The sequence below is a fragment of the Leptolyngbya subtilissima AS-A7 genome (assembly GCF_039962255.1).
Lineage (GTDB): Bacteria > Cyanobacteriota > Cyanobacteriia > Phormidesmidales > Phormidesmidaceae > Nodosilinea.
This window is the reverse complement of sequence record NZ_JAMPKY010000011.1, coordinates 79,839-98,448: the sequence shown is the minus strand read 5'-3', so window position 1 is coordinate 98,448 and position 18,610 is coordinate 79,839. Positions and strand designations below refer to the sequence as shown.

General features: G+C 56.5%; 17 protein-coding genes. 9 read left to right on the top strand and 8 right to left on the bottom strand.

What is annotated here, in order from left to right:
* Positions 1-35: 35 nt before the first annotated feature.
* The gene (locus NC979_RS21640; protein ID WP_190515875.1) at positions 36-1,904 is read right to left on the bottom strand and encodes a purple acid phosphatase family protein; all 1,869 of its coding nucleotides are present in this window, start codon (positions 1,902-1,904) and stop codon (positions 36-38) included.
* Positions 1,905-2,087: 183 nt separating this feature from the next.
* On the opposite strand from NC979_RS21640, the gene NC979_RS21635 reads away from it, so the two are divergent.
* The 4 genes from NC979_RS21635 (at position 2,088) to NC979_RS21620 (ending at position 7,404) form a co-directional block, all read left to right on the top strand.
* Complete coding sequence (locus NC979_RS21635; protein WP_190515872.1) at positions 2,088-2,948, top strand: hypothetical protein; 861 nt, start codon at positions 2,088-2,090, stop codon at positions 2,946-2,948.
* A gap of 93 nt (positions 2,949-3,041) precedes the next feature.
* On the top strand, positions 3,042-4,004 hold the full coding sequence (locus tag NC979_RS21630; RefSeq protein WP_199308687.1) for an RpoD/SigA family RNA polymerase sigma factor: 963 nt from the start codon (positions 3,042-3,044) through the stop codon (positions 4,002-4,004).
* A gap of 225 nt (positions 4,005-4,229) precedes the next feature.
* Positions 4,230-4,814 (top strand): LURP-one-related family protein, encoded by a 585-nt coding sequence (locus NC979_RS21625; RefSeq protein ID WP_190515869.1) that lies wholly within the window; start codon positions 4,230-4,232, stop codon positions 4,812-4,814.
* 355 nt (positions 4,815-5,169) lie between these two features.
* Positions 5,170-7,404 carry an AAA family ATPase gene (locus NC979_RS21620; RefSeq protein ID WP_190515867.1) on the top strand — a complete coding sequence of 745 codons (2,235 nt, stop codon included), beginning with the start codon at positions 5,170-5,172 and terminating at the stop codon, positions 7,402-7,404.
* On the opposite strand, the gene NC979_RS21615 is transcribed toward NC979_RS21620, so the two are convergent.
* From NC979_RS21615 to NC979_RS21600, 4 genes are all read right to left on the bottom strand, one after another.
* A complete protein-coding gene (locus NC979_RS21615) occupies positions 7,395-7,697 on the bottom strand; it encodes a HigA family addiction module antitoxin (RefSeq protein WP_190515864.1) in 303 nt (100 codons plus the stop codon). The two genes, NC979_RS21620 and NC979_RS21615, sit on opposite strands and share 10 nt — an antisense overlap.
* A gap of 9 nt (positions 7,698-7,706) precedes the next feature.
* Positions 7,707-7,988 (bottom strand): type II toxin-antitoxin system RelE/ParE family toxin, encoded by a 282-nt coding sequence (locus NC979_RS21610; protein ID WP_190515862.1) that lies wholly within the window; start codon positions 7,986-7,988, stop codon positions 7,707-7,709.
* An 80-nt stretch (positions 7,989-8,068) separates the two neighbouring features.
* Complete coding sequence (locus NC979_RS21605) at positions 8,069-9,727, bottom strand: ATP-dependent DNA ligase (RefSeq protein WP_190515860.1); 1,659 nt, start codon at positions 9,725-9,727, stop codon at positions 8,069-8,071.
* A 35-nt stretch (positions 9,728-9,762) separates the two neighbouring features.
* Positions 9,763-10,806, bottom strand: a complete 1,044-nt coding sequence (locus NC979_RS21600) for a succinylglutamate desuccinylase/aspartoacylase family protein (protein WP_242023882.1) — start codon at positions 10,804-10,806, stop codon at positions 9,763-9,765.
* A 192-nt stretch (positions 10,807-10,998) separates the two neighbouring features.
* Between NC979_RS21600 and NC979_RS21595 the strand changes: the two genes are divergently transcribed.
* The 3 genes from NC979_RS21595 to NC979_RS21585 all read left to right on the top strand — a co-directional run bounded on the left by NC979_RS21595 (position 10,999) and on the right by NC979_RS21585 (position 13,782).
* A complete protein-coding gene (locus NC979_RS21595; RefSeq protein ID WP_190515858.1) occupies positions 10,999-11,544 on the top strand; it encodes an NAD(P)H-dependent oxidoreductase in 546 nt (181 codons plus the stop codon).
* A 199-nt stretch (positions 11,545-11,743) separates the two neighbouring features.
* Entirely contained in the window at positions 11,744-13,108 is a 1,365-nt protein-coding gene (locus NC979_RS21590; RefSeq protein WP_190515855.1) for a (Fe-S)-binding protein, read from the top strand.
* A 62-nt stretch (positions 13,109-13,170) separates the two neighbouring features.
* Positions 13,171-13,782 (top strand): PAP/fibrillin family protein, encoded by a 612-nt coding sequence (locus NC979_RS21585; protein ID WP_190515852.1) that lies wholly within the window; start codon positions 13,171-13,173, stop codon positions 13,780-13,782.
* Between the two features lie 180 nt (positions 13,783-13,962).
* On the opposite strand, the gene NC979_RS21580 is transcribed toward NC979_RS21585, so the two are convergent.
* A complete protein-coding gene (locus tag NC979_RS21580; RefSeq protein WP_190515849.1) occupies positions 13,963-14,700 on the bottom strand; it encodes a PHP domain-containing protein in 738 nt (245 codons plus the stop codon).
* A 277-nt stretch (positions 14,701-14,977) separates the two neighbouring features.
* On the opposite strand from NC979_RS21580, the gene NC979_RS21575 reads away from it, so the two are divergent.
* Both NC979_RS21575 and NC979_RS21570 read left to right on the top strand, forming a co-directional pair.
* Positions 14,978-15,670: a hypothetical protein gene (locus tag NC979_RS21575; RefSeq protein ID WP_190515847.1), complete on the top strand. Its 693-nt coding sequence runs from the start codon at positions 14,978-14,980 to the stop codon at positions 15,668-15,670.
* Between the two features lie 90 nt (positions 15,671-15,760).
* A complete protein-coding gene (locus NC979_RS21570) occupies positions 15,761-16,315 on the top strand; it encodes a pentapeptide repeat-containing protein (RefSeq protein ID WP_190515842.1) in 555 nt (184 codons plus the stop codon).
* Positions 16,316-16,601: 286 nt separating this feature from the next.
* Here NC979_RS21570 and NC979_RS21565 read toward each other — a convergent pair whose 3' ends face one another.
* Both NC979_RS21565 and NC979_RS21560 read right to left on the bottom strand, forming a co-directional pair.
* A complete protein-coding gene (locus NC979_RS21565; RefSeq protein ID WP_190516270.1) occupies positions 16,602-17,609 on the bottom strand; it encodes an NAD(P)/FAD-dependent oxidoreductase in 1,008 nt (335 codons plus the stop codon).
* A 361-nt stretch (positions 17,610-17,970) separates the two neighbouring features.
* Complete coding sequence (locus tag NC979_RS21560; protein ID WP_313887093.1) at positions 17,971-18,552, bottom strand: peroxiredoxin; 582 nt, start codon at positions 18,550-18,552, stop codon at positions 17,971-17,973.
* Positions 18,553-18,610 lie beyond the last annotated feature (58 nt).

Here is an 18,610-nt window from a genome sequence, read left to right as displayed (position 1 = left end):
CAACAGCCATACTCCAGATTAATTCCCTCATCCGCTCATCGGCCCACGACAAACTCATCAAACTTCACCACTGCTGAGTCTGGCTCCCGCGTATCAAAGTAGTAGCTGCTAATGGTGCCGGTACCCGTGTCAAACACGCTGAAAGCGGTGATATCGTTGCTAGTCAGGTAGGGCAGCGGATTACCGCTGTCGTCTCGCAGGGGGGCGATCGTGGGCACTACAGGCTCTAAACCATTGGGGTCGCCCTGGGCCACGTAATCGTTGGAGGAGTAGGTCACCACTGAGCCTTCTATAGTCTCGGGGGGCACCGGACGAAATTTATCTTTCCAAAACGCACCATAGGAATTGCCCACGTTAGAAGTTTCGAGATAGTGGGTGCCCTGGGGCGACACAAAGCGGTTCCACAGGTGCGAGTGGCCGTAGAAAACTAGGTCTATCTCAGCCTGTTCGAGCAAGGGCACCAGGTCGCGGGCAATGTAGTCGTCGGCACGAGGGTACTCATAACGAACGGCGGTAAGGCGGCCAGAACTATCGCGATCGTAGCGACGTACAGGATTAGTGAAGGCGGGCACAATGTTGTCGCCCAGGGTGTGGGGTGGATGGTGCAGCATCACCACCTTGTATTTGGCCTGGCGAAAGGCCTCACTGGCCAATTCCTGCTCCAGCCACTGATACTGCAAGCTGCCTCGCTCGATGGGTTCGAAGATATGCTGGCCGTGGCCCCAGTTCTGCGGCGTGCCCAGGTCAGCCTCGCGCTCTTGGTAACGACCTCGTGCGGTGACGTCGAGGTTGTAAGGTCGCCAGATCTGCGTGACATAGAGCGACACCAGGCGAATGTCGCCAAAGGTGACGGCATAGTAGCGGCTGGTGGTCTCGGGGCGATCGCGGTTCGGCACCTCGGTGACCGGCAGGCTAAACAGAGCTTCGTAGGTGTCGCTGTTGAAGGAATTGTCAACAATCCACTGGTGGCGTAGGTTAGGGTCGCCAGCGGGGTTAAACAGCTCGGTATTGGCCTCGTATAGTTTCACTGCGGCCGATCGCGGTACAGCCTGGTTGAACTGCTCTCCCAAAGGAGCCGATGGGGCAAAGCGTCCCATGACCTCGTGGTTGCCCAAAATTGGAAACAGCGGCGCGTGTTGAATAATTTCGCCGCCCTGGTAGGTTACGGCACGGCCGTTGCGCTCTAGGTCATAGTGAGTGTTGCCCTGCAAACACGGGAAAAAACCGACCCCCCGGCTGTCGTCGAACCACTCTGAGGCGCGATCGGGATTGTTAACCAGATCGCCCGCAAAAAATACCGCATCTACTTGACCCAAGGTCTCTGCCACCTTTTGTAGGTTGGCGGCAACCATAGGCATGTTTTGGTGATCGGAGGTGAGCAAAATCTTAGTGGGCTGACCGGCTGCGGGGGCTCCAGCCAGGGTAAACGTGCGGCTTTCGGCCACAGTGCCATTGGGTCCAGTGCTGGCTACCCGGTAGGGCACCCGCTGCCCCGGAAGCAACCCGGTCACTTCGGCCTCATGTCGCCAAATCGGTCGCGCTAAGGTCTGTTGTAAATCCAAAAAATCGGGGTGCTCAAGCCGCGACTGACCATCTTCTCGGGTTCGGGCCAGTCGGGTGGTAGTAGCTGGGGCTCGATTGGGTAAATTAACGTCGGATGGTTGACCGGGGGAACCCCACCGCACCTGGTGGTCTTGGCCCTCAAACTCCGTGAACCACACCACTCGCACCGCACCAGGGGTAGGATTCTGCAGAAATGGATCGGTTAAAAGTTGAGTGGTCACAGCACTGGCCTCAGGGGATGGAGCAGCGGACAACTGACGAGACTCCAGGGCGATTAAAAGAATAGTTGTTATCACCAGCAGCAGGCCCGCCGTGGGTAGGGTCAAGCTTTTTCGCCGCATTGTTGTGAGCCTTTGTGAGTAGAGCCTTGACAGCCCTAGCGTAGCGGCAATAACGACAATATGAAAACTGTCTGCCCACTGTTAACAGCATCTAAAAGATGTGCCACCTTGAGAACGTCAAACGCTAATATTTACCAGCGCAAAACAACAGGCATGGGCATAACATTTCCTTTTAAACTCAGGGTGGGTAAGCGCTCTCTCCGATGGTCGGGGGGTGGATTGCTGGCGCTGATCTCCATCGGGCTGCACGGCGTGCTGCTAGCTTGGCCTATGCCCGAGTCTAGCTCAGAGGACTCAGAGAGTTTGCCGGAGAGTTTGACCGAAACTACCGCTCCGGCCACGACCGTAGGTGTGTTGCGGCTACCGGCAGCCGTTAAGCCCGTCGAGACCATTGCAGCTGCCCCAGCTCCTCAGTCGCCCCAAGCACCAGCTCCCAAAGCGGCGCCTGTCGTTCGCTCCGCTCCGCCTGTTGTTCGCTCTGCGCCGCCCGCTTCTCCACCTCCGGCCCCCTCGCCAAGTCGAGCAGAGCCGGTAGAGGCCAAGCCCCCTGCACCACCTACGGATGTTGTTGACCTCGAGCCGGTGCCCCCCGAGCCACTACCCGCCACCCTTGACGAGCGCCTGCGTGATCTAGGGCAATACCAGTTTAATCAGCAAGCCAAGTCGCTAGTTGCTGATGAGGTGGCCTTTCACACCGCTGTGGTGCCGGGATGGCTAGAGACAGAGGGCGAAGGTTTAGGCGATAGTGAGGTGCCCGTTTTAGGAGCCAAACTTGCCCCTTTGCAGGTCACCTATCCTTTGGCTAGCTGCCTGACGCCAGCCCCTGCTGAAGGGCTAGTTGGGGTGATTGTGAATGCGGCAGGTCAACTGGTAAAGGAGCCAGTCTTGCTCGACAGCACGGGCTACACAGTGCTGGATGATAAAGCACTAGAACTGGCACTGCAGCGCAGCTTTGAGCCTCAAGCTAGCAGCCCTCTCCCCAACCCTCGGGCCCATTGGCTGCCGATACAGGTGCAGTACGACGGCGCTAACTGTAGCTCTTAAGGTATTCTTAGCCTTCCTCCCCTTGGGTAGAGGCATGGAAGAGCAACCCTTGTCATAGTGGCAGGTAAGTCGATTGCCACTACTGATTTCCCCATGGCTCAAGCTATCTCCACCTCTAGCAATTCTGTTCAGGCATACCTGAAAGAAATTGGCCGCATCCCCCGCCTGACCCGCGACGAAGAGATTTCGCTGGGTAAGCATGTGCAGCAGCTGAATCATCTAACTGATATATCGACCCAGCTAACGAACACTTTGGGCCGCGAGCCTTCAGAAGACGAGTGGGCTGCAGCTGCTCAGGTCTCGCTCAACGACTTGCACCAGCAGATCGCTGCGGGAGAGGCGGCTCGTCGCCGCATGGTGGAAGCTAACCTGCGCCTAGTGGTTTCTATTGCCAAGAAATACACCAAACGCAACCTGGATTTGATGGATTTGGTACAGGAAGGCACCATGGGCCTTCAGCGTGGAGTCGAAAAGTTTGACCCCACTAAGGGTTTTCGGTTTTCGACCTATGCTTATTGGTGGATTCGTCAGGCAGTAACTCGGGCGATCGCAGAGAAAAGCCGCGCCATTCGCTTGCCCATTCACATTTTTGAGAAGCTGACCAAGATCAAGCGCGCCCAGCGCCATCTGGCCCAAGAGCTGGGGCGCACCGCTAACCTTGAAGAAGTAGCCAACTACCTCGATATGCCTTTGGTGCAGGTGCGTCAGTTTCTATCGCAGTCGCAGCAGCCCATGTCACTAAACGCTTTGGTGGGCGACAAAGGTGACACCGAGCTAGCCGACATGCTAGAGGATGAACAGGGGCGATCGCCCGAAGAATATGCAGCTCAAAATAGCCTCAAGCAGGACATATTTCGCATCCTCGATCGCCTGACGCCGCAGCAGCGAGAGGTGCTAGTGCTGCGCTTTGGCCTCGGTACTGGGGAAGGGCTATCGCTCTCGAAAGTGGGTCAGCAGCTCAACGTTAGCCGCGAACGAGTGCGCCAGATCGAGCGCGACGCGATTAAGAAACTGCGCTACGCCCGCCATGATTTGAAGGCGTATCTGGCTGGTTGAAAGCGGGTTAGGCAATTGGCTGATGGATGGGCGAGGGGAGGAACCTCTTGCCCATTTTTGCGATCGCACAGTCTCGCCTATCTCAGGCGAGTGCTAATTTACTCAGGCTAAATATTTAAGAAATACTAACTTTATGCCAATGCTCTTTTGTAGCTGATATTTGCATTCTAAACAGGGGATTACTAGAGAGCAACATTTTCTAGAAGCCGGAGCTGTTATATAAGTATGCAATATCCTTTAGAGATTACTTTTAAGGTTTGGACGCTTGCGCCTAAAATCACCGTTACAGATGCTAATGGCAAGGTTGTATTCTTCGTTAAACAAAAGTTATTCAAATTAAAAGAAGCGATTGGTGTTTTTGCGGACGAAGCTCAAACTCAGAGGCTTTATGACATAAAAGCCGATCGCATTATTGATTTTTCGGCTCGCTACAACTTTACAGATAGTAACGGCGCAGTAATAGGGGGTGTTAAGAAGAAGGGCATGAAATCGTTGTGGAAAGCCCACTACGATATTTTTGACAACGCAAATAGCGACCTACATATCCAGGAGGAGAACCCCTGGATTAAAGTGCTCGACTCACTGTTTCAAGAAGTGCCAATTTTAGGAGCCTTGAGTGGCTATGTACTCAACCCTAAATATTTGGTAAAACGCACCAATGGCACTGTAGTCATGCGTTTAGAAAAGCAGCCGTCGTTTTTGTCTCGCAAGTTTCTTGTTAAGCCAATCGATCAACTGTCGCCCCAAGAAGAAACTCAGGTACTGCTCAGCCTAATCATGATGATTCTGCTAGAGCGGGCTCGCGGTTAAGGCTATAGCTGTCAATGAGTAGGATGACAGCTTCCAAACCAGACTGGGATAACTCGGATTAGAGGGCATTTGGAAAGCGCTTTGCCGAAACCTCAGTCCCATGCTGCTCCCCCTGTTTCCTTTTACAAAAGACACAGGGGGAGCTTCACTTTTGCTATAAAAACAGAGCTTTTCAAACTCTCAGAAGCAATGTTCACATTTTGAGGGATTTTGCGGTCACTCCCCAACGAACTAACAACGATTCATATTCATCGAATCGCTGTAGAAGAGCTAGCGTTTAGGGCTATACCATAGAAAGACTGGGCTGGTAATGCCAGTAAATTGGTGTTTACTAGCCCTACTTCGCCCTCATCCAATGGATCTCTTTGACCACAGCCGCCAGGAGCAGATTGGCCGGGATGCCCCCCTGGCGGCACGGCTGCGGCCTAGAACGCTGGACGAATTCATTGGTCAGGATGCCGTAGTGGGGCCGGGGCGATTGCTGCGGCGAGCGATTCAGGCCGACCAGCTGTCGTCGCTGATTTTTTTTGGTCCGCCAGGCACGGGCAAAACCACCCTGGCTCAAATCATTGCCAACACCACCAGCGCCCACTTCATTGCGCTAAACGCGGTGCTGGCGGGGGTGAAGGATATTCGCGAGGCGATCGCATCGGCCCAAGATCTGCGCGGCCAGTACGGCAGGCGCACGATTCTGTTCATCGATGAAGTGCACCGCTTCAACAAAGCTCAGCAAGATGCGCTGCTGCCCTGGGTGGAAAACGGCACAGTAATTTTAATTGGGGCGACGACAGAAAACCCCTACTTCGAGGTTAACAAGGCGCTGGTCAGCCGATCGCGCATTTTTCAGCTCAAGCCGCTGGAGTCGGCAGATCTGTACCGGGTGGTAGAGCAGGCGCTGGCGGACAAAGAGCGGGGCTACGGCGATCGCCCCATTCAGCTTGAACCGGCCGCGATCGACCACCTGGTAAATGTGGCCAACGGTGACGCCCGCGCCCTACTCAACGCTCTGGAGCTAGCGGTCGAAACCACACCTCCCAACGAGCAGGGCCAAATCCAAATCACCCTAGATGTGGCGGAAGAATCGATTCAGCAGCGGGCGGTGCTCTACGACAAAGAGGGCGACGCTCACTTTGACACCATCAGCGCCTTTATCAAAAGCGTGCGCGGCTCTGACCCCGATGCGGCACTCTACTGGCTGGCCCGCATGGTCTACGCAGGCGAAGACCCCCGCTTCATCTTTCGCCGTCTGGTGATTCTGGCCAGCGAAGACATTGGCCTGGGCGACCCCCACGCCGTGACGGTGGTGACCAGCTGTGCCGCCGCCTTCGACCGGGTGGGCATGCCCGAGGGTCGCTATCCCCTAGCCCAGGCGACGCTGTATTTAGCGACAGCCCCTAAATCTAACAGCACCATGGGCTTTTTCGATGCCCTATCCGCTATTGAGCAGGAGCGCGAGCGCGAGGTGCCCAACCCTATGCGAGATGGCAATCGCGACAGCAAAGGTTTTGGCCACGGCAAAGGCTACCTGTATCCCCACGCCTACCGCGACCACTGGGTCGAGCAGCAGTATTTACCCAGTGGCTTGCAGGGGCAGGTGTTTTACCAACCGTCAAATCAGGGCTACGAGGCATCGATTCAGACCCAGGTGGCCCAACGGCGCGAGGCTCAGCTAGCGGCAATGGTGGATGGCGGCGGTGCGTTACCCGAAGCGCTCACCTACAGCCCCGATGACCCGGCCCGCGATCGCTGGCTGCAGCGCACCCTCAGCCAGGCGGGCGAACAGCTGGGGGAGGTGCGCGATCGCGTCTTTGCTCTGGCCCTACCCCAGCGCCACCACCGCATTCTCGACCTTAACGCTCGTACGGGACTGCTCACCTGGGAAGCTTTGCGCCGGGTACCCGAGGGCGGCGTCTACGCCCGCGTGCACACTGCCCAAGACCAGGCAGCGCTGGAGGAACAGGCGGCTCAACTGCCCGAACTGATTCGCCCCGTATTTGTGCATGCTGACTACGAAGCCCTGGCAGCTTATCTTGCCGCCCACACGCCAGGCGTTCGCTTTGAGCGCATTGTGGGCCGCAATGCCTTTGGGCAAGTGGTAAACCGAGACAGATTTATCGAGATTGTGCAGCACTTGCTAACTCCCGATGGCGTGGTAGTGCTGGCCGAAACCATCCCTCGCCACAGCCAGCGGATTTCGGCTCTGGTGGATGTCCCGGGCTTGAGCAAGGCCTTGGTCAAGCGCTGGCACCAGGCGGAAGATGCGATCGCCCACTCCACTACTGATCCCCGCTTCAACTGGCAAGCCGATACCCTACAAACCCTCTTTCTCAAAGCAGGCTTCACCGTCCAGCTCACGGAGGATGTTTTGCACAGCAGTATCTATGTGTCTTCTGCGCTGTTGCAGCGGTGGTTTGCGGTAGGCGGTACCCCACCCAGCTATCGCGATCAGCTAGTGGAGCACCTGTCTGAGAAAGATGTTGCGACCATTCAGCAGAGTTGTCAGCGGCAGTTGCAGGGGCAGACGGTGCAGTGGCGATCGCCCCTGGTCTACCTGGTGGCTAAAGCAGCTTCCCAATCCCATCAAGCCTGAATCAATGCGACTACTTCTTGTTCAAGGCGATCGCCGATTTCATCCTGAGCAATATCTAGGTCGTAATCCATCTGCAAGCCCAACCAGAACCGGGGCGATGTATTAAAATAGCGGGCTAGTCGCAGAGCAGTATCAGCGGTAATTCGCCGCTTCCCCAAAACGATTTCATTAATTCGGCGAGCGGGAACTCGCAAAGCCAAAGCAATTTGATTTTGGCTGAGGTTCATCGGCTTGAGAAATTCTTCTAAAAGCACCTCGCCAGGATGAATGGGTCTGAGCTTCTCTTCTGTCATGTTTCGATCTCAGTGGTAATCAACAATTTCCACATCCAAAGCTTCACCGTCTTGCCAGACAAAGCAAATTCGCCATTGATCATTAATGCGAATACTGTACTGATTAGCCCTGTTACCAACCAAACGTTCTAATCGATTCGCTGGCGGTATGCGGAGGTCTTTGAGGGTTTCCGCATTATTGAGCATTCTTAACTTTCGTAGTGCAACTTGCTGAATATTCACCGGCAGTTTGCGCGAGCGCTGACGTTCGAAAATCTTTTGAGTCTCTTTATCTCTAAAACTTCGTATCAACGTTCGGGAGTCACATCACTCACTCAAGTTTATAACGCGTGACGTTAAACGCCAAGAGACTATCTTCAACTTCCTGATTGTTATTGAAAAGCTGATAGCAACTCCTTAGCCGACTCTAATGTATCGGCTTCGATCGCAGGTTTATCCTTCCGCCAGCGCAAAATTCGGGGAAAGCGTACAGAAATACCCGACTTGTGGCGAGTCGATTCTGCAATGCCTTCAAAGCCAATTTCAAAGACGTGAATCGGCTCGACCGATCGCACTGGCCCGAACCGCTCCGTCGTGTGTCGACGAATCCATCTATCTAGCGCGTCGATTTCGGCGTTGTCTAAACCGCTGTAGGCTTTGGTGAAGGGCACTAGATTCTCGCCCTGCCAAAGGGCAAAGGTGTAGTCGGTGAAGAGGTTGGCCCGCTTGCCGCTGCCCGCTTGGGCGTAGATCAGCACCGCGTCGAGGCTCATGGGCTCAACCTTGTACTTCCACCAGTAGCCGCGCTTGCGGCCCACTAGGTAGGGGCTATCGATCGCCTTCACCACCAGCCCTTCGGCCCCCTGCTGACGAGAGTTTTGGCGCAGTGCCGCCAGTTCAGCAAAGGACTGGAACTCAAGGGGGACAGACTGGTGCAGGTTGGGGGCGGTGTGCACGGCCAGCAGGGTAGAGAGGGATTGGGTGCGATCGCTCCAGCTCTTCTTTCGGATGTCGATGCCGCCGTACTCCAGCAAATCGTAGGCAATGAAGTGCACTGGGCTCTCGTCCATCACCTTTTTGCTGACTTTCTTACGGCCTAGGCGCTTTTGCAGATGGTTGAACGACAGCGGCATGCCGTCTTGCCAGCAGAGAATTTCCCCGTCCATCACAATGCCGTTGGGGAAGGTGGCCATTATCGCTTCCACTTCTGGGAACTGGTCTGTGACCAGGTCTTCGCCCCGCGACCAGACAAACACCTGGTCATCCCGCTTAATCACCTGGGCGCGAATGCCATCCCACTTCCATTCCGCCCGCCAGCGAGAGAAGTTTTCGCCCTGGAATTTTTCTTCGTCCAAAGAGGTGGCCAAAAAGAACGGGTAGGGCTGGCTGGGAGCATTCTGCGTGGCCTCTTCATTGGTCAAGCTGGTGTAGAACTCGACCGTAGGGCCAAAGTCACCCATCAGGCGGTGAGCCAGTACGGCTTCGGAAACGCCCGTGGCGGCGGCGAGGCCTTTGATCACCAGTTTTGCCGATGCACCAACCCGAAAGGACCCAGTGAGAATCTTGTTGAGCACAAAGATCTCGGTATTATTCAGCGCTGCCCACCAGGAGACGATCAAATCGCGCCGTTCATCGTCGGTCTCCATCGCCTTGTACATGGGAATCACCTCCTCCATCCACTGATGCAGGGGGATAGGGGCCGAAGGAGGTTGGTTCTCAGCATGGCCTGGGGTGGGGGCGCAGCAGGCTGCGCCCCCACGGACAGGTAAATTTACATCCCGCAGCAGCAGGGCAATCACCTCCGCCGAGTCGCCCACCTGGGCGTAGCAGTCCTTAAACAGCCACTCGGGAATGTCGGAAATCTGCAAAAATACGTCCCGCAGCATCCGCGAGGTCACTATGCGGCGGCGAGTCTTGCCCAGCAGCAGATAGAGCGCCCAGACCTTGTCGGCGGGTTCAGCCTCTTGAAAGTAAGCTTGCAGCGATCGCACCTTTTCGTTCGTCGAGGTGGTCGCATCTATATCCTGAAAAAGCTGAGTAAATCGCTGCATAGCTGGGCGGATGGGCAGGCGTCGCTTTGCTCATCCTACTGTTCTTGCTCAATCTCTGCCCTCACGCTGGCGACATGGACTAAGGCATCACCCTGGTTGACCAGCGGGTTTTGGCCGTGGCCGATGACAATGCCATCCATGGGGCTGCGCACCTGCACCGGCTTGTCGCCAAAGGTGTCGCTGATAAAGCCCATGGGCTGACGCTGCTTGACTTCGTCGCCTAGAGAAACCGATCGGTGCCAGATACCGCCGCGCGAGGCGCGGACCCAGCGGGTATCGTGCACCTCTAAAGTACATGGCTGAGCCATAGCCGGCGGCGTATACATGCCTAGGTAGGCCAGCACTCGATAAATGCCATCAACCCCGGTTTGTATGGCGGCTTCGTCAAACCGCAGCGCCTCGCCCGCTTCATAGAGCAGGGTGGGAATTTTGCGCTTTGCCGCCGCCTGACGCAGCGAGCCATCGCGGTGGGAGGCATGGATGATCACCGGTGCCCCAAAGGCTCTGGCGAAGTCGTAGGTAGCTGGATTGTTAAGGTCGGCCCGCACCTGGGGCAAGTTAACGCGGTGAATAGCTGCCGTGTGCAGGTCAATGCCGTGAGTGCACTGGCTAACCACTTCTTTCATAAACAAATTCGCCAGCCGACTGGCCATGGAGCCTCGCGCCGAGCCGGGGAAGGCGCGGTTGAGATCGCGGCGATCGGGCAGGTAGCGCGATTGCTCTAGCAGACCAAAGATATTCACCACCGGCACCGCAATCACTGAGCCGGCCAGACGGTTGGGCCTGAGCGACTTAGCAACCCGGCGAATGATATCGACCCCGTTGAGCTCGTCGCCGTGGATGGCGGCGCTGAGCCACAGGCGCGGCCCCGGCTTTTTGCCGCTGATCACCGTCACCGGCAGCGACATCATGGTGCCGGTGGTCAGGCGGGCCACCGGCAGGTCAAGCCGCACCCGCTTGCCCAGGGGAATTGTTTCACCCCCAATGGTGAGCGGGGCCAGGGGAACGGCCGTCGGAATCGCCAGCGGCGGACCAACGGCTCGAACGCATTCGAGGGAGTCTGATGAGGGTTTGCCCAAGGCAACCGGCAGGGTAATTTGCCGTCACTATAGCCGATTAACCGCGGGGCATGGCCGTTTTGTCAGGGGCCGTTTTCTTGAGGAAGAACTCTGTAGGGCCGGTTCAGAAAGCACAGAGCAGTTGACAAATCGTGACAATTCCTACTAACCTGAAGTCATTACGATTACGTTTAAGCGAATAGGAGGTATGCAGTGGTGAAGTTTGTCGGTATTGCTGGAAGTCTGCGACCCAATTCATACAGTCAGTTAGCGCTGGGGCTGGTATGCGATCGCCTTAGCGCTCTAGGAGCCGAGGTTGAGCAACTCGACCTACGTGAGATGAACCTACCCCTTTGCCACGGCGGCAAAGATTACCCTGACCACCCCGATGTCGAGCGTCTGCGCCAGGCGTTTCTCGACGCTGACGGCTTTGTGCTGGTTACTCCCGAGTACCACGGCAGCGTTAGCGGCGTGCTCAAGAACGCGCTCGACCTGATGAGTTTCGACCAACTTGATGGCAAAGTAGCCGGGGCAGTCAGCATTCTTGGCGGTCAGTCAAACAACAATGCCCTCAACGATCTGCGCACGATTTTGCGCTGGGTACACACCTGGGTGGTGCCTGAACAGGTAGCGATCGGCCAGGCCTGGCAAGCCTTTGACGACCAGGGCAAGATTGTCGATGAAAAACTCTCCCAGCGGCTGGACGGCCTGGCTCAGAGCCTGTACGACAATACCCGCAAGCTGCGCGGAATAGATTAAGCCTAGGCTTCTGGCTACCATGCCTGTCCTCGTTTTCAGGGGGCTTTTTAAAGCAATGCCTACAGAGGAAATTTGCGGGACCTCTCACCCAAATTTCCTCTGTTTGTCCCTATGCTGATCATTACGGGATTTTCACTGTCCCAAGGTTAATCAGAGGGCGATCGCGTTAGGCTGAAAGAGTGCTGTTTCCTGGGTTTCCATGCCTACGTCAGAGTCGCCTGCCCCCCTCGCTTCCGTCCCCAGTCCTGATGGTTTTGACGCCCACCATCCCCCTGACCCCAGGCTGATCGACGCCTGTGTGCACTGTGGGTTTTGCCTCACCACCTGCCCCAGCTATCGTGTGCTCGGTACCGAAATGGACTCACCCCGGGGCCGAATTTATTTGATGGACGCCATCAACACCGGCGAAGCGCCTCTGTCGGCCACCTCGGCAAAACATTTTGACTCTTGCCTGGGCTGCCTGGCCTGCACCACGGCTTGCCCTTCGGGAGTGCAGTACGACCAACTGATTGCAGCGGTGCGACCCCAGGTAGAACGTAACCATGAGCGACCCCTGCCGGAACGGTTGGTGCGATCGCTGATCTTCAGCCTGTTCCCTTACCCCACTCGGCTACGGGCGATGGCTGGGCCGCTGTATCTGTATCAAAAGCTAGGAATTTCTAAGCTGGTGCAGAAAACCGGGCTGCTGACCAAACTTTCTCCCAGCCTAGCGGCTATGGAATCGCTGCTGCCGCCGATCACCGCCGAGAGCTTTCAAGATGACCTACCCGAGCTAATTCCCGCCGTGGGCACCCAGCGCTACCGAGTGGGCATGGTGCTGGGCTGTGTGCAGCGGGTGTTTTTTTCCGACGTGAATGCGGCGACGGCGCGGGTGCTCAGCGCCAACGGTTGCGAGGTGGTGATTCCCCACGAGCAGGGATGCTGCGCGGCGCTGCCCGCCCACCAGGGGCAAGAGGCCCAGGCCCAAACCTTGGCCCGCCGCATGATCGACTGCTTCGAGGCCGCCGAGGTTGATTACGTTGTGATCAACGCCGCAGGCTGCGGCCACACCTTGAAGGAATACCACCACATCTTGCAGGATGACCCGGAGTATCGCGATCGCGCCCAAGCCTTTGTGGCCAAAGTCCGCGACGTACAGGAATTCCTCGCCCAGGTGGGGCTAACAACACCACTGCATCCCATCACCCCAGGCGCTTTACCCATCGTCTATCAAGACGCCTGCCACCTGCTCCACGGTCAAAAGATTAGTTTTCAACCTCGTCAGTTACTCAAACAAATTCCCGGCGTCACCCTGCGAGAACCCATTGATGCGGCCCTCTGCTGCGGCAGCGCCGGAGTCTACAACATGCTGCACCCCGACGTGGCCGCAGAGCTGGGCCAGATGAAGGTAAAAAATCTGCTGAACACCGGCGCGACATTGGTAGCCTCGTCCAACCCCGGCTGCTCACTGCAAATTCAGCAGCACATGGCTGGGCAAGCGCGTGCTGTCCCACTCTTTCACCCCATGGAGCTGCTCGATTTCTCCATTCGCAATCTGCCGCTGCCGTTGGAGAAACCTGTCTGACTGCGCCGGGTATCCTAAGCTCAGCCTATGTTAGGCCCCATTCCCTTCATTTCCCTGCTGCAATGACTCCTCTTCAGACTCGCCGCCATCAGCTTAAAACTCAGCTGCTCCAGAGCATTGGTGCCTTAGAAATTGAGGATGCTATCTTGCCCGTAGAGCATCCCGCCATTGACCAGATTATCTGCGAACTGGAAGCCCTCAACCCCATCGACCAGCCCCTACGGCCAGAGCATTGGCCCATGCTGCTGGGCTCCTGGGCCCTGGTCTATGCCTCGCGGGGCACGGTGGTCACGCGCCGCCTGGGTCGGCAGTTTCCGCTGCCGGTGGGCATTCAGCGCGTGTGGCAGCGGCTGACTGACTCCGAAGACAACGGGGCTGGCATTGCCACCGAAAATGGCGCTGTGCTATCTCTACCCTTCTTTGGCGAACTCACTGCCACGGCTCAGGGCATTTGGAAGCCCTATGAAGAAGGCGAAAGTGCTCGCGTTAGCTTTGGGGCCTTTACGGTGCAAGCCACCCGCCTGCTGGGAATTGCTGGGCTGCACCTGCCCCAGATTACCGTGCCGGTGCTCGAATTTCTTCGCCAAGAGGCGCTGTGGATCACGTCCTATCTGGACGAAGACCTGCGATTTGGGCGCGGTGCCACGGGCAACTTGTTCGTGTTTCGGCGGTAATTAGCGATCGCTGTGACTCGCCCAGCTGCCGTTGTGCGGCGATCGCCCTCTATATTTCCCCATCGTCGTCATTGCGGACGGGCCTTCTGAGCAGTTTGCTGCATCGAGCCGTAGCTGTCTTCTGCGGTCAGTTTCGTGATTAATTGCAGGCTTGAGCCCAGAGTAGGTGACCCTGGAAAACTACAGTCGCCGCAGCAAGTTTGGCCCGTGGGTGTCGGTGCCGCAGGTGGTCAGCAGGCTATGGTCTTGGGCCAGTTGTTCAATAGTGGGGGTATGGCGAGGGCAGGGAGCCCAGTGTTCGGGGTTGGCGTAGGCGTAGTAGGTTTCAACCCCATCAATGCCGAGGGCCGCCGCGATGGGCACCAAGGTTTTAGCCGAAGTGCGGTAGCGAGCAGGGTGGGCCAGCACCGCTAGCCCACCCGCCGCTTGGATTGCCGCAATGACGGCAACCGCAAGTTTGGCCTCACCTCGGGGCGCGTAACCTCGCAGGTAAGGCTCAATCGCATCGTGACTAGGCGCAAAGCCATAGCCCAAGATGTGCACCTCGGTTTCAACTAAAATAGCGGTGATTTCTACGCCGGTAAACAACCGCGGCACAGCCCCGCCTTTGCCTCGCTGACGGCTGCGGAGGGACGTAGGGTGGCGCCACTGCCAATCTTCTAGCCAAGCTTTGGCCTGCTGGTAGCCCTTGACGGTGTGGTGGTCGGTGATAGCAAAGGCGCTGAGGCCAATATCAACCACCTGCTCCATGAGGCCAGCGGGAGTGAGCTTGCCGTCGGAGCAAGCGGTGTGCATATGAAAGTTGTAGGTATAGGGGCAGCTGGTTGCATCTACAGCGCCGAAAATTTTTCTCAGCGTTTCCGCATCCCCGTTGCGGGGGCGCTGGCTAAAGGTGCTGAGACTGGGAGTGGCAACCATGAATCGTGGGGAGGAGTGCTGCGTTTTACCAAAGGTTCTTTATTAAATATATAACTTTGCCCCGTTGACGGAGGAAATTTTTGTGCTTGAGGGCTGTTATTCGGATAGATTTTTAGCCTAGATCCTGTCTGCCAGAGGGGTGGCGACGTCGAAGCTATTGCCTTGAATTCTTATTTAACCTAACGAAAATAGCGGCTTTAAAGTGTTCGTTGCTGACCGATCGCAGAGATCCTGTGGGAAAATTTTGCCTACTGCTCCGGTTTTCAATTATTCCCCCATGGTCAGCGATTCGCAACGCGAGCGGAAACCTAGCTGGAACGAGCCTCCGTCCCAGCTAGGTTCCAACGATGCCTCCTTTGATCAACAGGTTCACCAGGCTATCTATTGGCAACAGGCTCCAGCTAGCGGCGCTGACCCCGTGGTGCGAGCTACGCAATATTTAAGCCTGCTGCGCGATTTGTCGGTCGAACCCAGCTGGATTGCCTTAGCCCACGTAGCTGACCCCCCTGGGGAAGCCTTAATCTGGATTGGTCAGCACATTCACCGGGTAAACCAGCAGCTCAACGCCATTTTGCGCGACCTAATGGGGTGTTTTGAGACAGCTTTGTCTCCCAACATGCAAATTTTTGCGGCCCCGATCGCGCCCCAGGCAGGGGTAGATGGATTTTGCTGTGATGGGTCGAAACCAGCTCTGGGGGAGAATCGCTCCGCCCCCATTACGCTGATGGTTGACGCGGGCCGCATTGTGCTCGCCGATTGGCCGGGGCTGGTGGCCCATGAGCTGGCCCACGGCATCGCCAGAATTCCAGGGCATGGGGCCGAGTTTAGCCGCGCGATCGCTCACCTGTGCCTAGCCCAAGATCTGCCGATGCCGTCACCCCAGCTCGATGCTGAGGCGCTGCGCTACTGGCCCCCATGCCGCCATAACCCCCAGCCCGAGCTGTTTTGGCTGGGGCGATCGGCTTTCTAGAGCCACCCCCTTAGCTGCTCCGGTTACCCCCCAGGTATGCCATTGAATGGGAGAATAACCAAGACCCGCCTTACAGGATTGTTGCCGACTATGAAACGCTTGACAGCCATGCTGGCCCTTGCCCTCATGTTCTGGAGCCTGAGCTTTGCCCCCGCCGAAGCCGCCATTCCCGACGACGTGCAAAAGCTGCTCGAAACTAAAAAGTGCCAGGTGTGCATTCTCAATGAGGCCGAGCTCAGCAACACCGATCTAGCCGGGGCCAATCTCAAGATTGCGGTGCTCACTGGGGCCAATTTGGCTGGAGCTGACCTGGGCAACGCCAACCTCATGCTCAGCGATATGGAAGGCGCTAATCTCAGCGGTGCCAACCTAGTCGGGGCTCAAATGAACGGTGCCAATCTGCCCAACGCCAATTTATCCGGTGCCGACCTCTCTAACGTGGAGATGACCCAGGCCAACCTGACTGACGCCGATCTCACCGATGCCAATCTGAGTGGTGCGGTCATGCTCAGCGTCACCCTCGGTACCGCCAACATGACGGGGGCCAACCTCAAAGGCGCTAATCTGCGTGGCGTCAACCGCAGCATGGTGCAGTTTTGCAATACCACCATGCCCGACGGTGCGATCGAGAACCGCGACTGTTAAATGGCGCTTTTAGAAAGTGGTATTGCAGTGGAGAGGCTGTGAGGACAGTTCTCTGAAGGCATCATCGATACTCGGGCATCAGGACGACCCCATTGAATACGGTGACCCAACTTGGGGCTTAGAATCGCTCCGTGTCACGACAGTAGCCGCAGAGATAGTCCCCAGTATCGTCAATCCCTACCTCGTTTAGACGCTCTGCTCAGCAACGCCATGGCTCAAAGCCACAAGCAAAGGCCCCTCTCCTGATAGAAGAGGGGCCTTTGCTTGATGATGTTGGTGAATCCTATTAGGAGGCGATCGCTTCTTTGACCAGATTTTCCTCCCACCTGCGCGGGGGGCTGGCGCGGCGAATGTTGCGCCAGATCTGAGTGGCGGCCAGGGTGCCGTCGGCTATAGCGACCGAGACCTGGTTCAAGCCCTGCTTGAGGTCACCAATGGCAAAAATGCGATCGTGGGTCGTTTGACACATGGTGTTGGTCACCAGGTTTTCACCATCCCACTCTAGGGTTGAGATGCCCTTGAGGTACTGGTTATGGTAAATCGAGCCCATGTTAACTAGACCAGTGGTGGCTTCGACCACAGTACCGTCGGTCAGCTCTACGCCACTCATCTTGTGGTGCTCGCCAAGAAACTTAGCGATCGGTGCTTCGTAAAGGGGGTAGCCGTAGTCGGCCAGCTTAGCCCGCATTTCATCACCAACGGTGCAGAGACCATGGGTGAGCACCGAGATGTAGGGGGTAAACCAATCCAGCACAAAGGCCGCGTTGATCTGCGACTCTTTGCCGGCAATCAGCACCGCTTTTTGATCCCACATATCGAAGCCATCGCAGATCATGCAGACATGCAGGGTATAGCCTGCATAGTCATAGACGTTCTGCATATCGTCGAGCTGAGGCAGAACGTCAATCACGCCCGAGGCCGCGATTAGGTACTTGGCGCGAAATACGGGGTAAACACTGTCGACTTTACCCACCTTGACCTGCACCGCTAGATGGTCGCCCTCATCGACCACGTCTTCGACGTAGCCGCGGAGGTAGTCTGCCCCCCAATCGACTGACTGCTGAACACCGTGGTTGAGCATTTCGCGCCCGGGGGTGTCGGGGCTGACTCCGACCACATTGCGCACTTCCTGCATCCACAGCGATCGCCCCTTACCCTTTTCCACCACTAGGCACTTGAGGCCATAGCGGGCCAGATAAATAGCTGCTGACAACCCTCCCATACCACCGCCGACAACGATGGCGTCATAAACCTGATCGGTGCGTTCGTGTAGATTTTTGCGGGAGAGTTTCATAGCGGCAACTGAGCGAAAGGACTGCAATCGAGCCTGGGCAGCGATGGATAAAACCACCCTTCTAAGCTAAAAGGTTCTGTAAGCATCAAGATGAAAATTGACAGAGTGTTTACTGAGTAAGGCCTGAACCTTGCCAGAACTCATCTAGGACAGTAGCTGGGAAGTTCCGTAAGGACCCCTGCATACCTGCTCTCTGCAATCAAGGCAGAGGTGAGGGCTATTGGTTTGGATACTCAAGACTCGTGACCGATAGGGAATAATTCTGCCCTCAGGTCGGCTAGGAACCCCGATCTAAAAAGGCAAAGGGGATTGCACAATCCCCTTTGCCTAACGCTCACTGAGGTGAGATGAGACAGGGGCGTTAGCCCACGAAGGCCAAACGAGGCTCAGACACCCCAGTTGCCTCGGTGCCTTTTATGTAGGCCATCATGGTGTCAGCGTCAGACACTTCGAAGGGGTCGATGGGGCAGTTGTCGCCAAAGTCAGACTCAACGAAGATCTTTTCGATAGCGCCGTCGTTGACGAGCATGGAGTAGCGCCAGGAGCGCATACCAAAGCCTAGGTTGGATTTGTCAACCAGCATGCCCATCTTACGAGTAAACTCGGCATTGCCGTCGGGCAGCAGGAAGACGTTTTTAGCGCCAACCTTTTGGCCCCACTGGAACATGACGAAGGCGTCGTTTACTGAGACGCAGATGATGGAATCAACGCCATGGGCCTTGAACTCTTCATACAGCTCTTCGTAGCGGGGCAGGTGGTTGGAGGAGCAGGTGGGGGTGAAAGCGCCGGGCAGGGAGAACACCACTACTTTCTTACCAGCAAAGAGATCGCTGGTAGTGGTGTCTTGCCAGCGGTAGGGGTTGGACCCGCCCACAGACTCATCCCGCACACGGGTCTTAAAGACGACGTCAGGTACGCGCCCAGTAGCAAGCATTGCAACCATAATTACCTCTTTCGTAGTTCTACAACAGTTAACTGCGTTTCCAGCCTTCGCTGCTTAA

Bases quoted from the DNA above. Each gene is read 5' to 3' on its own strand.
- NC979_RS21640 (WP_190515875.1), bottom strand. From the start codon at position 1,904: ATGCGGCGAAAAAGCTTGACCCTACCCACGGCGGGCCTGCTGCTGGTG.
- NC979_RS21630 (WP_199308687.1), top strand. From the start codon at position 3,042: ATGGCTCAAGCTATCTCCACCTCTAGCAATTCTGTTCAGGCATACCTG.
- NC979_RS21625 (WP_190515869.1), top strand. From the start codon at position 4,230: ATGCAATATCCTTTAGAGATTACTTTTAAGGTTTGGACGCTTGCGCCT.
- NC979_RS21620 (WP_190515867.1), top strand. From the start codon at position 5,170: ATGGATCTCTTTGACCACAGCCGCCAGGAGCAGATTGGCCGGGATGCC.
- NC979_RS21615 (WP_190515864.1), bottom strand. From the start codon at position 7,697: ATGACAGAAGAGAAGCTCAGACCCATTCATCCTGGCGAGGTGCTTTTA.
- NC979_RS21605 (WP_190515860.1), bottom strand. From the start codon at position 9,727: ATGCAGCGATTTACTCAGCTTTTTCAGGATATAGATGCGACCACCTCG.
- NC979_RS21590 (WP_190515855.1), top strand. From the start codon at position 11,744: ATGCCTACGTCAGAGTCGCCTGCCCCCCTCGCTTCCGTCCCCAGTCCT.
- NC979_RS21585 (WP_190515852.1), top strand. From the start codon at position 13,171: ATGACTCCTCTTCAGACTCGCCGCCATCAGCTTAAAACTCAGCTGCTC.
- NC979_RS21580 (WP_190515849.1), bottom strand. From the start codon at position 14,700: ATGGTTGCCACTCCCAGTCTCAGCACCTTTAGCCAGCGCCCCCGCAAC.
- NC979_RS21575 (WP_190515847.1), top strand. From the start codon at position 14,978: ATGGTCAGCGATTCGCAACGCGAGCGGAAACCTAGCTGGAACGAGCCT.
- NC979_RS21570 (WP_190515842.1), top strand. From the start codon at position 15,761: ATGAAACGCTTGACAGCCATGCTGGCCCTTGCCCTCATGTTCTGGAGC.
- NC979_RS21565 (WP_190516270.1), bottom strand. From the start codon at position 17,609: ATGAAACTCTCCCGCAAAAATCTACACGAACGCACCGATCAGGTTTAT.
- NC979_RS21560 (WP_313887093.1), bottom strand. From the start codon at position 18,552: ATGGTTGCAATGCTTGCTACTGGGCGCGTACCTGACGTCGTCTTTAAG.